General features: G+C 69.4%; 14 protein-coding genes. 9 read left to right on the top strand and 5 right to left on the bottom strand.

Annotated elements, in window-relative coordinates; all coding sequences use genetic code 11:
- Positions 1-35 precede the first annotated feature (35 nt).
- The 4 genes from FVO59_RS07045 to FVO59_RS07060 are packed head-to-tail and all read left to right on the top strand — an operon-like array spanning position 36 to position 4,895.
- The gene (locus tag FVO59_RS07045) at positions 36-1,076 is read left to right on the top strand and encodes an ABC transporter substrate-binding protein (RefSeq protein ID WP_182256044.1); all 1,041 of its coding nucleotides are present in this window, start codon (positions 36-38) and stop codon (positions 1,074-1,076) included.
- Positions 1,073-1,852 carry an ABC transporter ATP-binding protein gene (locus tag FVO59_RS07050; protein ID WP_182256047.1) on the top strand — a complete coding sequence of 260 codons (780 nt, stop codon included), beginning with the start codon at positions 1,073-1,075 and terminating at the stop codon, positions 1,850-1,852. The genes FVO59_RS07045 and FVO59_RS07050 overlap by 4 nt, the downstream gene beginning before the upstream one ends.
- Positions 1,849-3,474, top strand: coding sequence for an ABC transporter permease (locus tag FVO59_RS07055; protein WP_182256049.1), 1,626 nt, complete (start codon positions 1,849-1,851; stop codon positions 3,472-3,474). The genes FVO59_RS07050 and FVO59_RS07055 overlap by 4 nt, the downstream gene beginning before the upstream one ends.
- 44 nt (positions 3,475-3,518) lie before the next feature.
- The gene (locus FVO59_RS07060) at positions 3,519-4,895 is read left to right on the top strand and encodes an amidohydrolase family protein (RefSeq protein ID WP_182256051.1); all 1,377 of its coding nucleotides are present in this window, start codon (positions 3,519-3,521) and stop codon (positions 4,893-4,895) included.
- 45 nt (positions 4,896-4,940) lie between these two features.
- Here the strand turns inward: FVO59_RS07060 and FVO59_RS07065 are convergent, their stop codons facing one another.
- Positions 4,941-5,804 carry a phosphoribosylaminoimidazolesuccinocarboxamide synthase gene (locus FVO59_RS07065; RefSeq protein ID WP_182256053.1) on the bottom strand — a complete coding sequence of 288 codons (864 nt, stop codon included), beginning with the start codon at positions 5,802-5,804 and terminating at the stop codon, positions 4,941-4,943.
- A 59-nt stretch (positions 5,805-5,863) separates the two neighbouring features.
- Between FVO59_RS07065 and FVO59_RS07070 the strand changes: the two genes are divergently transcribed.
- Together FVO59_RS07070 and FVO59_RS07075 are read left to right on the top strand one after the other, a co-directional pair.
- Positions 5,864-6,424, top strand: a complete 561-nt coding sequence (locus FVO59_RS07070; protein WP_182256055.1) for a GNAT family N-acetyltransferase — start codon at positions 5,864-5,866, stop codon at positions 6,422-6,424.
- Between the two features lie 41 nt (positions 6,425-6,465).
- Positions 6,466-7,956 carry a DHA2 family efflux MFS transporter permease subunit gene (locus tag FVO59_RS07075; protein ID WP_259363486.1) on the top strand — a complete coding sequence of 497 codons (1,491 nt, stop codon included), beginning with the start codon at positions 6,466-6,468 and terminating at the stop codon, positions 7,954-7,956.
- 697 nt (positions 7,957-8,653) lie between these two features.
- Here the strand turns inward: FVO59_RS07075 and FVO59_RS07080 are convergent.
- Positions 8,654-9,172, bottom strand: coding sequence for a hypothetical protein (locus FVO59_RS07080; protein WP_346265690.1), 519 nt, complete (start codon positions 9,170-9,172; stop codon positions 8,654-8,656).
- A 76-nt stretch (positions 9,173-9,248) separates the two neighbouring features.
- Between FVO59_RS07080 and relB the strand changes: the two genes are divergently transcribed.
- The 3 genes from relB (at position 9,249) to FVO59_RS07095 (ending at position 10,798) form a co-directional block, all read left to right on the top strand.
- Positions 9,249-9,443: a type II toxin-antitoxin system RelB family anti-toxin gene (gene relB, locus FVO59_RS07085; protein WP_182256057.1), complete on the top strand. Its 195-nt coding sequence runs from the start codon at positions 9,249-9,251 to the stop codon at positions 9,441-9,443.
- A complete protein-coding gene (locus tag FVO59_RS07090) occupies positions 9,430-9,861 on the top strand; it encodes a hypothetical protein (protein ID WP_182256059.1) in 432 nt (143 codons plus the stop codon). The genes relB and FVO59_RS07090 overlap by 14 nt, the downstream gene beginning before the upstream one ends.
- Positions 9,862-10,261: 400 nt before the next feature.
- Entirely contained in the window at positions 10,262-10,798 is a 537-nt protein-coding gene (locus tag FVO59_RS07095) for a GNAT family N-acetyltransferase (protein WP_182256061.1), read from the top strand.
- A gap of 72 nt (positions 10,799-10,870) precedes the next feature.
- On the opposite strand, the gene FVO59_RS07100 is transcribed toward FVO59_RS07095, so the two are convergent.
- From FVO59_RS07100 to FVO59_RS07110, 3 genes are all read right to left on the bottom strand, one after another.
- Entirely contained in the window at positions 10,871-11,875 is a 1,005-nt protein-coding gene (locus FVO59_RS07100) for a sugar phosphate isomerase/epimerase family protein (RefSeq protein WP_182256063.1), read from the bottom strand.
- Positions 11,876-11,937: 62 nt separating this feature from the next.
- Positions 11,938-13,101, bottom strand: a complete 1,164-nt coding sequence (locus FVO59_RS07105; protein WP_259363487.1) for a Gfo/Idh/MocA family protein — start codon at positions 13,099-13,101, stop codon at positions 11,938-11,940.
- Between the two features lie 58 nt (positions 13,102-13,159).
- Positions 13,160-14,209: a substrate-binding domain-containing protein gene (locus FVO59_RS07110; protein ID WP_220465709.1), complete on the bottom strand. Its 1,050-nt coding sequence runs from the start codon at positions 14,207-14,209 to the stop codon at positions 13,160-13,162.
- Between the last annotated feature and the right edge of the window lie 22 nt (positions 14,210-14,231).

A 14,231-nucleotide genomic window follows, 5' to 3' on the forward strand; every position in this document is an offset into this window, starting at 1 on the left:
TCACCTGAACCCGAACGGTACGAAAGGAAACAACGATGTCCCACCTCTCCGCGCCCGCGCGCGTCGGCCGCAGCGTCGCCGCCGTCGCCGGCATCGCCGCCCTCGCTCTGCTCACCGCCTGCAGCGGCGGCTCCGAGACGCCGGCGTCCGACGGCGCCGATGTGAAGCCGCTGGAATCGGCCGCCTTCCAGCTCGGCTGGATCCCCAACGTCGAGTCGATGGCGCCGATCGTCGCCTCCGCCAGAGGCTATTTCGAGGACGAGGGCGTCGATGTCGAGCTCCTCCCCGGTGGTCCCGAAGTGACCACGGATGCTCAGATCGTCAGCGGCAACGCCCTGGTCGGCAGCCTCTCGAGCGAGGGTCTCGCCAACAGCGTCCGAGCCGGCGCGCCGCTGGTCGCCATCGGAGCGATCTACCAGACCTCGTCGTCGGCGATCATCACGACCGAGGCCAGTGGCATTTCCGAGCCGAAGGACCTGGAGGGAAGGCGCTTCGGCATCTCGCAGACCGACGCGCGCGTGTACACGCCCTTCTTCTCATTGAACGGCGTCGATGAGACGAAGATCGACGAGGTCTCCACGGGTTCCGACCCGGCATCGCTGATCTCGGGCGAGGTGGATGCGATGAGCGGAACGCTGGCCAACCAGCCCATCGCCCTCGAGGCAGCCGGAGTCAAGACGAAGACGATCCGGCTGGCGGACTACGGCTACAACCGCTGGAGCCAGCTGCTGGTGGTGCGCAAGGACTCGCTCGAGGACCCGCAGAAGCGCGCCACCGTCGAGGCGATGCTGAAGGCGATCACGAAGGGTCTCGAGGAGTCGGTGGCCGACCCGGATGCCGCAGCGCAGACCGTCTACGACGTGTATGGAGAGCAGCTCGGCCTCGAGCTCGACCAGCAGAAGGCCTCCGCCGCCGTCTGGGCGGAGCTCGCCGCCAATCCGACGACCGACCAGGGTCTGGTGCAGATCACCGAGGAGGGCATCCAGAGCCAGCAGGAGTTCTTCGACACCATCGGCATCGAGGTCGACGCCGCCGATCTCTTCGACCTCAGTGTGCAGGAGGAGGGTTCTCGATGACGGGCTTCGTCGCGGAGCACGTCTCGAAGACGTTCGCCGACGGCAGGCGCGCCGTGCAGGCGCTCGACGACGTCTCCCTCGACGCGCCGGTGGGTTCGTTCATCGCGTTGATCGGCCCCTCCGGATGCGGCAAGTCGACGCTGCTGCGGATGTTCGCGGGGCTCGACGATCCCACCTCGGGATCGGTCGCGGTGCTGGGCGACACCCCCGCTGCCGTGCAGGGCGGTCACTCGGTCGGTGTGGCGTTTCAGGATGCCGCGCTGCTGCCCTGGCGCAGCGTCGAGACCAACATCGCCCTGCCCCTGCAGGTCGCCGGCAAGAAGGTCGATCGCAAGGCGATCGCCGACCTGATCGCTCTCACCGGGCTCACCGGGTTCGAGAAGGCTCGGCCGGCGCAGCTGTCCGGCGGTATGCGCCAGCGCGTCGCCATCGCGCGTTCTCTCGTGCTCGAGCCGAAGGTGCTGCTGCTCGACGAGCCCTTCGGCGCCCTCGACGACATGACCCGCCAGCAGATGAACGTCGAACTGCAGCGGATCTGGACGGAGCGGCCCACCACCACTCTGCTGGTCACGCACTCGCTCGACGAGGCGGTGTTCCTCAGCGACCGCGTCTACGTGATGGCGGCTCGCCCCGGCCGCATCGTCGCGGAGGTCGAGATCCCGCTCGGACGCCCCCGCACACCCGAGGTGCAGCAGTCGGCCGCGTTCCACGCCCTCACCGACGAGCTCTCGCGTCTGCTCTTCCAGGCGAAGACCGAGCCGGGGCGGGCCGCGTGACGACCGCGAGCACCTCGAGCACAAGAGCGGTGCGGCGGCCCGGTGCATCGCGTCAGGAGAGACGCTGGCCGCTCCCGGTCGCGATGGTCGTCGGCTTGCTCGCGCTGTGGATGCTGTCGGCAGCCCTGCTCTCGGGCACGCACCTCGTGCCATATCCCTGGGAGCTGGCGGGTCGCATCGTGCAGGACGCGCCCCTGCTGGGGGCGAACATCGGCCCGACCCTCCGGGTGGCGGCACTCGGATTCCTGTTCGGGGCGCTGGCCGTGCTGCCGCTCGCCGCGGTGGGCGTGGTGTGGGCTCCCGTCGAGCCGATCGTGATGCGAGTGGCTGTGGTCGTGCACGTGATCCCCTTCGTCGCGATCGCGCCCATCATCGTGGTCACGATGCCAGGCGAACCGGCGCGTGTGACGATCGCCGCTCTGCAGGTGTACTTCCCGCTGCTGATCGGCGTGCTCCTCGGGCTGAAGTCGACCGACGAACGTGCAGTCGACGTGGTCACCACATCAGGCGGCGGACGCTGGGCGGTGCTGCGCTACGTACGACTGCCCTCGGCGGTGCCGAACCTGCTCGGCGCGCTGCAGATCGCGGTGCCGGCGGCGGTGCTCGGCGCGCTGATCGCCGAGTTCTTCGGGGCAGACCGAGGCCTCGGCGCGATCCTGGTCAATGCGCAGGACTCCCTGCTCACCGAGCGGGTGTGGGCGATCGCGCTCACGATCGGGGCCATCGCCACCCTCGGCTACGGTCTCGTCACGCTGATCGGCAGGCTCGTCTTCCCCTGGGCGGGCAGGGGAGCCTCGGTCGGCACGACGGTCGCCGGCGCGGAACAGGCAACCGTGGCGCGGTGGCAGCTCATCCTCGGCTCGGTCGTCTCGGCGGCGCTGCTGCTCGGGCTGTGGTGGTCGCTGCGTCCGGCGTTCCAACTGGATGCGTTCTTCGTGAAGGACCCGATCGATGTCCTCCGCTTCCTCACCGAGGGCAACATGCTCACCTCCGAGCCCGCATCGGTGTTCTGGAGCAGGTTCGCCGTCGCGACTGCCGAGACGGGTGTGCATGCGGGTATCGGCTTCGTAGTGGGGACGGCCGTCGCGGTCCTCGGCGCGATCGCCCTGGTGGCCGTGCCGGGACTGGAGCGAGCGGCGATGCCCTTCGCCATCGTGCTGCGGTCCATGCCGCTGGTCGCCCTCACCCCGCTCATCGTGCTGCTGTTCGGCCGCGGGCTGTTCGGTGTGACGGTGCTGATCACGCTGGTCACCTTCTTCCCGACGCTGGTCACGGTCATCCTCGGTCTGCGGGCGGCGCCCGAGGGCGCGATCGACGTGATCCGCGCGTCCGGCGGCTCGCCGCTGTCGGCGGCCCTTCGGGTGCGCCTGCTGTACGCGGTGCCGGCGATCACGGCATCCGCCCGGATCGCCATCCCTGCGGCGGTGAGCGGCGCGATGCTGGCCGAATGGCTGGCCACCGGCGACGGCCTCGGCGACATGATCACGCTGGCCGCGGTCAACGCCGACTATTTCACGCTGTGGAGCGCTGGTGCCCTCGTCGTCGTCCTGGTGCTCGCGCTGTACGGCCTCGTCAACGTCGTCGACCGCGCGGTGTCGCGTCGTCTCGGCGTGGCGTTCTGACGCAGGCATCCGCTCAACAATCCCCACTCATACCCGGAAGAACCATGGTGAACCAGACCGCTGACACGATCCTCCGCAACGTCCACCTCGTGACCTTCGACCGCGATGACACGATCATCGCCGACGGCGCGCTGGCCATCCGGGACGGAGTGATCGTGGATCGCGGCACCACGGGCGAGATAACCGGCAGATGGGATGCCGCCCAGCGGATCGACGGCAGGGGCATGATCGCGATACCCGGCCTGACGGATGCCCATTTCCACACCGCTCAGACCCTCATGCGGGGAATGATCACGACCCTGGGTCGCACCCGCAAGCTGAGGGTGCCGACCTGGCGAGAGTACTATCTGCCGTTCGAGGCGCAGCTGACGCCCGAAGACGTCGAGCTCTCCGGCGACCTTGCCTACGCCACGATGCTGCGCAGCGGCACCACCCAGATGCTCGAGGCGGGCGGGCCGCATCCGGAGGCGATGGCCAGAGCGGCTGAGCGCACGGGCATCCGCGCGACGGTCGCGGTGTCGACCATGGACGGCGGCTCGCGCATCCCGGCATCGATGATCATGACGACCGAGCAGGCCATCGCGCGCAACGTCGAGGTGGCCGACGCCCTGCCTCGAATCGTCGACGGACGGCTTGCCCGCGTGCACGGCGGCATGTCGCTGCGACAGGTGATCACCTGCAGCACCGAGTTGGTCACCGCGGTGCACGCGGAGGCGAGAGCGCGCGGGGTGAAGGTGCACACGCACCTGCTGGAAGGCACCTATGAGATCGACTTCTGCCTCGAGCAGTTCGGACGGCGCCCGATCGAACACCTCGTGGACATCGGAGTCTTCGACAGCACCCTGCACGGCGCGCACTCCGTGCTGACGAGCGACGTCGAGATCGACCTCTACGCCCGGCACGCCGCGTCGGCGTGCCACTGCGCGAAAGGCAATTACGCCATCGGGTCGGCGCCCGCCTTGCGGATGTGGCGCCGGGGCGTCGACATCGGCATCGGCAGCGACGGCGTGGCGAACCTCGGCACGTTGGACATCTTCCGCATCGCGATGCTCGCGCGAGTCGGTCAGCAGCTGATCGAGGGAACCCCGAATCACAACCGCAATGCGGTCTCGGCCGAGGAGCCGCTGGCGATGGCTGTCACCGGCGGTGCCAGGGCAGCCGGGTTCGGCCATGATCTCGGCGCGCTCGAGACCGGACGCCGCGCGGACGTGGTGCTGGTGAGCATGGACGGACCCGATGCCGCTGGGTACACGTCGCCCGAGGCATTCCTCTACGAGTGCGCCTCGGGGCGCGATGTGACCACGGTGCTGGTCGACGGCGACGTGGTCGTGAAGGACGGCGAGGTCGTCGGCGTCGACTTCGATGAGGTCCGAGCGCGAGCGGCGGCCCGGCAGCAGCAGCTGGTGGACGCCATAGCCTGAGCCGGGGTGCGGGTGCCCGCGGACGCCGGCGAACGCCGGCCGGGCTCAGCCCTTCAGGCGTCCGATGAGCTCGCGGTAGCGGGCGGCGGTCTGCTCGACCACCTCGTCGGGCAGCGCGGGCGGCTCGCCCTGCTTGTCCCAGTTGGCTGCGAGCCAGTCGCGCACGATCTGCTTGTCGAAGCTCGCCATCCGCTCCTCCGGCGTCGTGCCGGACGCCCAGGCCTCGGCATCCCAGTAGCGGGACGAGTCGCTGGTGAGCACTTCGTCGGCCAGGCGGAGGGTGCCCTCTGAGTCGACGCCGAACTCGAACTTCGTGTCGGCGAGGATCAGGCCCTTCTGCTCGGCGATCTCCGAGGCGCGGCGGTACAGCGAGAGCGAGGCGTCACGCAGCTGAGCCGCGCGCTCGGCGCCCACCAGCTCGACCACGCGCTCGAAGGTGATGTTCTCGTCGTGCTCGCCCAGGGGTGCCTTGTAGGCGGGAGTGAAGAGCGGCTCGGGCAGGCGGTCGCCGTTCGAGAGCCCGGCGGGCAGAGCGATGCCGCACACGGTGCCGTGCTCGACGTACTCCGCCCAGCCGGTGCCGGTGATGTACCCGCGCACCACGCACTCGATGGGCAGGATCTCGAGGGCCATCGCGAGCATGGCTCGGCCGGCCACGGCATCCGGGATCTCACCCTCGGCGAGGTGATTCGGCACATCGGAGAGCTGCTCGAACCACCAGTCGCTCAGCTGCGTCAGCAGTTCGCCCTTCTGCGGGATGCCGGGGCTGAGCACGAAGTCGAAGGCGCTCACCCTGTCGCTGGCCACGACGAGGATGCGCGTGTCGGCCGGGTCCTCCGAGGCGTACAGGTCGCGGACCTTGCCCGAGTACAGGTGCCGCCAGCCGGGGATGCTCTGTGCTTCGCTCACGCTCCCATCTTCCCATCCGGTGGGAGCGGGTGTCGGCGGTGCGTCGTACCCTCGTGGCGATGGATGACGAGACCCTCACCGACCGCCTGCGCCTGCGGCGCCCCACGGATGCCGATTTCGAGGCGATCCACGAGATCCATGCCGACCCCAGGGTGTGGCTGCACTACCCGACGCTGCGGCATGCCGACAGGGCGCCCACCGAGCGGATGTTCGCACGGTGGGCGGCGGCATGGGACGAGATGGGGCTCGGCTCGTGGGTCGTGCGGCTGCGCGACACCGGCGAGGTGATCGGCGCGGGCGGGTGCACGATGCTGCCCGGTGAGCCGGGAGAGCGGGTGTGGAACCTCGGCTACCGCATCTCGGCCGACCATCACGGCCACGGCTATGCGACCGAGCTCGCGCGCGCCGCGCTCGCCGCCGCTCGCTCCGTCTCACCCGACACCCCGGTCATCGCCTATCTCGTCGAGCACAACCGGGCGTCAGCCGCGGTGGCCGAGAAGGTCGGGCTGCGTCTGGTGCATCGTGCTCCGGATGCCGGGAACCCCGACCCCGAGGTGATCCGTCTCGTCTACGCCGACCGCGAGCTCGCCGACGCTCAGCTCGCCACGGCGCTGCGCTGACAGTGCGTCCCGGTGTCGGCGGGGAGGAGTAGCGTTGCCGGGTGACTTCGACGCAGGCGACCCGCACGCAGACCCGCAGCCCCTGGCCCGCACTGTGGGCGCTCGTCATCGGCTTCTTCATGCTGCTGGTCGACACGACCATCGTCTCGGTGGCGAACCCGGCGATCAAGGCCGCGCTCGACCCCGACACGAACAACCTCGACAACGTGGTGTGGGTGACCAGTGCGTACCTGCTCGCCTATGCGGTGCCGCTGCTGATCACCGGGCGCCTCGGCGACCGGTTCGGGCCGAAGAACATCTACCTGATCGGCCTGGCGATCTTCACCCTGGCATCCCTCTGGTGCGGACTGTCGACCACGCTGGAGGGCCTCATCGCCGCCCGAGCGGCGCAGGGCCTCGGCGCGGCCTTCATGACGCCGCAGACGATGGCCGTGATCACGCGCACCTTCCCGCCGCAGCGCCGGGGTGCCGCGATGGGGCTGTGGGGTGCGACCGCGGGCGTCGCCACACTCGTCGGCCCGCTGCTGGGCGGTGTGCTCGTCGACGCATTCGGCTGGGAGGCGATCTTCTTCGTCAACATCCCCGTCGGCGTCGTCGGGTTCGTGCTCGCCTGGATCCTCGTGCCCACGCTCGAGACCCATCCGCACCGTTTCGATCTCGTCGGCGTGGTGCTCAGCGCCGTCGCGCTGTTCCTCATCGTGTTCGGCCTGCAGGAGGGTGAGGCCTACGACTGGGGCACCATCGCGGGCCCCGTGTCGGTGTGGGGCCTGATCATCGCCGGTGTGGTCGTGCTGGCGCTGTTCATCGTGCAGCAGGCGCTGACCAAGAGCGAGCCCCTCGTGCCGCTGGCGCTGTTCCGCGACCGGAACTTCTCGGGTGCGAACGCGGCGATCGCGGTGGTCGGGTTCGCTGTGACGGGCATGTCGCTGCCCTTCATGTTCTTCCTGCAGCTCGCTCGCGGGCTGACACCCACCGAGGCGGCGCTGCTGATGATCCCGATGGCCGTGCTCTCGGGTGTTCTCGCCCCCGGTGCGGGCAAGCTGCTCGACCGCATCGACCCGCGGTGGATCCTCATCCCCGGCCTGCTGTGCGTCGCCGGCGGCCAGCTGTGGAACGCCGCGCTGATGAACATGGACACCCCGACCTGGATGTTCCTGCTGCCCTCCGCCGTGCTCGGCATCGGCAACGCGGGCATGTGGGGACCGCTGGCGACCACGGCGACGCGCAACCTCCCGCCGCGTCAGGCGGGCGCAGGTGCCGGCATCTACAACACCACTCGCACGATCGGCTCGGTGGTCGGTTCGGCCGCCATCGCGGCGTTCATGCAGTCGAGGCTCGAAGCGAACCTGCCCGGGCTCTCCGAGGCTCCGGCCGGTCTCGCCGGCGGCGGGCAGATGCCGCCGCAGGTCGCCGAGGGCTTCTCGGCCGGTATGGCGCAGGCGATGATGCTGCCGGCCTGCGTGCTGGGCATCGCCCTGATCGCCGCGCTGTTCCTCGGACGGAACCGTGCCGAGCGGTCACAGTCGCACTGACCGCCGCCGCGAGGCGCCCTGCTGCGCGCCCGGGAACCGGCAATTGGCCTGAGTTCCGGATGCCCGGTGCTGTGGCATCCGGGTTTGGGGCGGTATGCCGGATCTGGGGAGTGGCGTCTGAGATCCGGACGTGGGCCTGAGTTCCGGATGCCCGGTGCTGTGGCATCCGGATCTGGGGCGGTGTGCCGGGTCTGGGGTGTGGGGTCTGGGGTCCGGACGTGGGCCTGAGTTCCGGATGCCCGGTGCTGTGGCATCCGGGTCTGGGGAGAAACGCCGGGGCTTGGGGAGTGGCGCCCGGGATCCGGAAGTCGGCCTGAGTTCCGGATGCCCGGTGCTGTGGCATCCGGATCTGGGGCGAAAGGCCGGTGTGTGGGCCCGCCGGCTGGGGCGTGGCGCCTGGGATCCGGAAGTCGGCCTGAGATCCGGATGCCTGGGCCGCAGGCGTCCGGATGTGGAGCAGGTTGCCGGTGTCGGGGCGGCGCCTGGGACGCGGGGGTTCGGCCTGAGATCCGGATGCCCGGGCCGCTGGCATCCGGATCCGGGTCGGGTTGCCGGTGTCTGGGCCGCTCTGCTGGGGCGCCCGAGGTGCGGACGTCGGCCTGAGATCCGGATGCCTGGGCCGCAGGCATCCGGATCTGGGTCGGGTTGCCGGATCTGGGCGAACGCCCCCGGGGTCGAGCCCGGCTGGAGCCAGGCCTCAGCGGAAGAGGGCTATGCCGGCCTGGCCGATGAGGGCGAAGACGATGGCCCAGACGATGATCGAGATGACCTGCCAGAAGATCACGACGTTGCGGTTGGCTCCGAACGACACCATCATCCCCGAGGTGATCTGACTGGGCAGCACGGTCTGGCCGAGCAGGCTGACGCCGGGAACGCCGAAGCGGTCGAACATGCGCTTCACCTTCACGCGACGAGGCGAGGGGGCATCCGTCTCCGCATCTGCCCCGCGACGCGCGAGAACCTTACGACGGCCGGCATCGGCGAGGAAGACGAAGACCAGCATCGAGATGACATTGCCGACGACGGCGGCGAGCACGGCGATCGGCAGCGGCACGCCCGCGATGGCGCCGATCAGCGTGCCGAAGTACGACTCGATGAACGGGATCGCGGCTGCGAGCATCACCCCCGCCCACTGCAGCCAGAGGGGGAGGGACTGGGTGAAGTCGACGAGTGCGTCCTGCATGATGGCCTCCGATGTGTAAAGCACGTTTGACATGACAAGCATGCTTGACATATCTCCACGATGTCAAGTCGGCTTTACACGCGGTCGCCCGTCGCCTACGTTGGGAGTCGTGCAGAGCAGGGTCAAAGAGCTGAGGACCGAACGCGGTCTCTCGCAGCAGGCGCTCGCGACCGCGCTCGGGGTGTCTCGCCAGACCATCAACGCGATCGAGACCGGCCGCTACGATCCCTCTCTCACGCTCGCCGTGCATCTGGCGAGGCACTTCGGCTCGACCGTTGAGGAGGTCTTCGATGTCGATGCATGACGATGCCGCCGGGTCCGCTCGCCGCCCCTGGCCCATGTCGCGCACCAACGCCGCACTCGTCGCGATGTGTGCTGCAGGGGCGCTGATCTGCTTCGTGTTCGGCCAGACCGTGGCCGCTGTCGCCCTGCTGATCGGTGCGGTGGGCGGAGGGCTCGGCGCCGTGCTCGCCCGTCGGGGCAGTGCAGGCGACCTCGAGCGCGTGAACGCCCTGGAGTACGCCGACGAACGCGATCGGGTGGCAGGGACGAAGGGTCTTGCTGCAGTCGGGGTCGTCGCGCTGGTGCTCGGCACGGTGCAGCTGGTGGTGCACGCGGTCGTCGACACCGACCCGGTCTCCCGCTGGACGGCCATCGTGTTCTACTTCGCGCTGGTGATCAGCTGGTTCGTCGCGAACTGGTACTTCGTGCGACGCGGCTGACACCGGGTGCCGACCGCACAGATGTCGGCGCAATGGACGGATGTCGGCGCAGATCGCTGGTCTGAGCCGACATGTGTGCGTTCTGCCGACATGTGTGCAGGCGGAGGGGCCGGATGCCATCCGCGCGGGTGCCGCAGACGCCGGGTGCCGGGTGCCGGTCGCCGGGTGCCCCGGATGCCGGGTGCCCTGGTCGCCGACTGCCGACCGCACGGATGTCGGCGCGATAGACGGATGTCGGCGGAGATCGCTGGTCTGAGCCGACATGTGTGCGTTCTGCCGACATGTGTGCAGGCGGTGCAGGCGGTGCAGGCCGAGCAGGCGGAGCAGGCGGCGCAGGCCGTGCAGGCGGAGCAGGCGAAAGGATGCCGGAGGCCGGTCGCCGGCATGATGGGATGGAGCGATGACGATCGCCCTGGCATCCCCGTCCCTGTCCCTCTTCGACTCCTGGTCCGACACCGTCGCCGAGTTCGGCGACGTGCACATCGACGGAGCCGGTCTCGAGCGCGGGCAGTCGGCCGACCGGGATGCCTGTGCGGCCTTCATCGAGAAGGCCGAGCTCTACGCCGACCCGAACGCGACCCTGCCCGAGGGCCATGTCGCCTGCGACTACTTCTGGATCACCGACGATGACGAGGTCGTCGGCTTCATCGCGTTCCGTCGCGAGCTGAACGACTGGCTGCGCAGCTACGGCGGGCACATCGGCTACTCCGTGCGCCCGTCCCGCCGCCGCCGGGGCATCGCCCGCGCCGCGCTGGACCTCGTGCTCGACCGCGCCCGCGCGCAGGGCTACGACCGCGTCATGCTCACCTGCGACGACGACAACGTGGGTTCGTACCGCACGATCGAAGGCGCGGGCGGCGAACTGGCCGGGGTCATCGAGAAGCCCGAAGCCGCGGAATCCGGTGAGCGCGTCCGCCAGTACTGGATCAGCCTCTGAGAGCAGCGCGGCGAGCGCAGACAAGGGGAGGGCCCGGCATCCGAACCCTCCCCTGCAGCGCGTCCGCCGACGTCAGCGCGTCGAGAACGCGGCGTCGAAGGCTGCGCCGGACGGCTCGTACGACGACAGCTTGCGCACGAAGGCCAGGGCCTCGGGAGCGCCGACGAGCCGGTCCATGCCGGCATCCTCCCACTCCACCGAGAGCGGGCCGGCGTAGCCGATGGCGTTGAGCATCCGGAAGGCGTCCTCCCAGGGCACGTCGCCATGGCCGGTCGAGATGAAATCCCATCCGCGGCGGGGGTCTGCCCACGGCAGGTGCGATGCGAGGCGTCCGTTGCGTCCGTTGCCGAGTCGCTTCTTGGTGTCCTTGCAGTGCACGTGGTAGATGCGGTCCTGGAAGTCCCACAGGAACGCCACGGGGTCGAGGTCCTGCCAGACCATGTGCGACGGGTCCCAGTTGAGGCCGAACGCCTCGCGGTGGCCGATCGCCTCCAGCGTGCGTCGGGTGGTCCAGTAGTCGTAGGCGATCTCGGACGGGTGGACCTCGTGGGCGAATCGCACGCCGACCTCGTCGAACACGTCGAGGATCGGATTCCAGCGGTCGGCGAAGTCCTGATAGCCGGCTTCCACCATCTCGTCGGTGGCGGGCGGGAACATGGCGACGTACTTCCAGATGGATGAACCGGTGAACCCGGTCACGGTCTTCACCCCGAGCTTCGCGGCCAGCCGTGCGGTGTTCTTCATCTCCTCCGCAGCCCGCTGCCGCACGCCCTCTGCGTCGCCATCGCCCCACACGCGGTCGGAGAGGATGTTGCGGTGACGCTCGTCGATCGGGTCGTCGCAGACCGCCTGGCCCTTCAGGTGGTTCGAGATGGTCCACACCTGAAGGCCGTGGCGCTCGAGGATCGCCTTGCGGTCGGCGATGTACTCGGCGTCATCCCAGCGCCAGGGGTCGAGGTGATCGCCCCAGCACGCGATCTCGAGACCGTCGTACCCCCACTCGCCGGCGAGACGGCAGACCTCCTCGAAGGGCAGGTCGGCCCACTGGCCGGTGAACAGCGTTACTCGTCGTGACATCGTCGTCCTCCTTCTCGCCGGCTCGCGCCGGATGCTTCTTCTGCCGACCGCTCAGGCCGACGTCATACCTCGGTCCACGCCGACCTGTCGGCGGCACTGCGCTCGACCGCGTCGAGCACACGCTGCACGTGCAGCCCGTCGTCGAAGCTCGGCGTCGGCTGCGCGCCCGCGGCGATCGCCTCGACGAAGTCTTTCACCTGGTGCGAGAACCCGTGCTCGTAGCCGAGCATGTGCCCGGCCGGCCACCAGCCCGAGAGATACGGATGCTGCGGCTCGGTCACCAGGATGCGGGTGAACCCCTGCTCTCCGGCGTCCTTCGTGGCGTCGTAGAAGTTCAGGGCGTTCATGTCCTCGAGGTTCCAGTGCAGGGCACCGCGCTCGCCGGAGACCTCGATCTCCAGGGCGTTCTTGCGCCCCGTCGCGAACCGGGTCGCCTCGAACGAGGCGAGAGCGCCGGAGTCCAGGCGTGCGCTGAACAGCGCGACGTCATCGACGGTGACGCGGCCGCGGCCGTCGCCGGCGGTTCCGCCGAGACCGACGGATTCACCCAGAAGCGGGCGTTCTTCGACGAGTGTCTCGACGATGCCCGAGACGCTGCGCAGCGACTGCCCCGTGACGAACTGGCACATGTCGATCGCGTGAGCGCCGATGTCGCCGAGTGCGCCCGAGCCTGCTCGGTCCTTGTCGAGCCGCCAGGTCATCGGGGTATCCGCGTCGGCGAGCCAGTCCTGGCGGTACGAGGCCCGCACCTGGCGGATGCTGCCGATGCGTCCCTCGGCGATCATGTCCCTCATGAGCGTGGCGGCGGGGACGCGTCGGTAGGTGAATCCGACCATCGACCGGATGCCGGATGCCGCCGCGCGCGTGGCGGCATCCGCCATCAGCTGCGCTTCGGCGACGGAGTTCGCGAGAGGCTTCTCGCAGAGGACGTGCTTGCCGGCTGCCAGCGCCGCCACGGCGATCTCAGCGTGCGAGTCGCCTGGCGTCACGATGTCGACGATGTCGATGTCGTCGCGCTCGATGACCTCGCGCCAGTCGCTTGCCGCCTCCTGCCATCCCCAGCGGGCGGCTGCCTCGCCTGCGGCTTCGGCGTTGCGCCCGACGAGTGTGGACATCACCGGCTGAGCCGGCAGGGTGAAGGCGGCGGGAGCCTGGCGCCAGCCGACCGAGTGGGCGGCGCCCATGAATCCGTGGCCGATCATCGCCACGCGCAGCGGTGCAGACATGTGCACTCCTCCGGGATGAGGTGGTGGGGCGGCGAACTGCGCCGCCCCACCGAGGTGGTCAGGACTCGAAGGCGAGGTCGATGAACTCGTCGACGTTGTCCTTGGTCACCACCGGTGCGTCCAGCACGATGCGGTACGGGACGCTGGGCGTGATCAGATCGCTCATGGTCTTGCCCTGAGCGATCAGGCGAGCGAGCGCGATGCCGTCGGCCGCCTGCGTCGAGGGGTAGATCACGGTCGCCTTGATGACTCCGTCGTCGGCCTTGATGCGGTCCATCATGTTGACGCTGCCGGCGCCGCCGACGAGGAAGAAGTCGTCGCGACCTGCTGCATCGATCGCAGCCATCACGCCGACACCCTGGTCGTCGTCGTGGTTCCAGATCGCGTCGATCTTCGGGTTGGCCGACAGCAGCTGCGACGCGGCGCTCTCGCCGCCCGCCACGGTGAAGTCGGCTGCCACGCGGGCCGTCACGTCGAGGCCGCAGTCCTCGAGGGCGTCCTTGAAGCCCTGCGAGCGGTCCTGCGTCAGCGGCAGCGAGTCGATTCCCGCGATCTCCGCGACCACGGCGTCGGACTGGCCATCCAGCTGCTCGCAGATGTAGGTGCCGGCGCTGACGCCCATGCCGTAGTTGTCGCCGAGGATCGTGGCGCGCGAGGCGAAGGTGCTCGAGAACTCGCGGTCGACGTTGATGACGGGGATGCCGGCTTCCATGGCCTTCATGGCGACCTCGGTGAGGGCCGCGCCGTCGGTCGGCAGCAGCACGATCGCGTCGACCTTCTCGTTGATGAACTGCTCGACAGCGGCGATCTGCTGGCTGGCGTCGTTGGTGCCCTCCGCCTGTCGCAGCTCGACGTCGTCGAATCCCTCGGCTGCGGCGATGGCGCCGGAGTTGATGGCGCCGAGCCAGCCGTGGTCGGCCTCGGGGCCCGACCAGCCGATGACGACGCTGTCGCCCGTGGCGGCGTTCTCGTCGCTGGTGGTTCCCTGACGGTCGGTGGTCTCGCCCTCCGAGCCGTCGCTGGTGCAGCCGGCCAGCAGGCCGACCGCGAGCAGTGCGGCCGCTCCGGCCATGACCGGCCGCAGCCGACGTGTGCGCATGCCGTGCATGTCTTTCCTCCTTGAAACGCGA

Origin of the sequence: Microbacterium esteraromaticum, from assembly GCF_014084045.1 — a bacterium.
Taxonomy (GTDB): domain Bacteria; phylum Actinomycetota; class Actinomycetes; order Actinomycetales; family Microbacteriaceae; genus Microbacterium; species Microbacterium esteraromaticum_D.

Coding starts and splice junctions, on each gene's coding strand:
- FVO59_RS07060 (WP_182256051.1), top strand. CDS start 3,519: ATGGTGAACCAGACCGCTGACACGATCCTCCGCAACGTCCACCTCGTG.
- FVO59_RS07105 (WP_259363487.1), bottom strand. CDS start 13,101: ATGTCTGCACCGCTGCGCGTGGCGATGATCGGCCACGGATTCATGGGC.
- FVO59_RS07100 (WP_182256063.1), bottom strand. CDS start 11,875: ATGTCACGACGAGTAACGCTGTTCACCGGCCAGTGGGCCGACCTGCCC.
- FVO59_RS07110 (WP_220465709.1), bottom strand. CDS start 14,209: ATGCACGGCATGCGCACACGTCGGCTGCGGCCGGTCATGGCCGGAGCG.
- FVO59_RS07095 (WP_182256061.1), top strand. CDS start 10,262: ATGACGATCGCCCTGGCATCCCCGTCCCTGTCCCTCTTCGACTCCTGG.
- FVO59_RS07050 (WP_182256047.1), top strand. CDS start 1,073: ATGACGGGCTTCGTCGCGGAGCACGTCTCGAAGACGTTCGCCGACGGC.
- FVO59_RS07045 (WP_182256044.1), top strand. CDS start 36: ATGTCCCACCTCTCCGCGCCCGCGCGCGTCGGCCGCAGCGTCGCCGCC.
- FVO59_RS07070 (WP_182256055.1), top strand. CDS start 5,864: ATGGATGACGAGACCCTCACCGACCGCCTGCGCCTGCGGCGCCCCACG.
- FVO59_RS07080 (WP_346265690.1), bottom strand. CDS start 9,172: ATGTCAAACGTGCTTTACACATCGGAGGCCATCATGCAGGACGCACTC.
- FVO59_RS07090 (WP_182256059.1), top strand. CDS start 9,430: ATGTCGATGCATGACGATGCCGCCGGGTCCGCTCGCCGCCCCTGGCCC.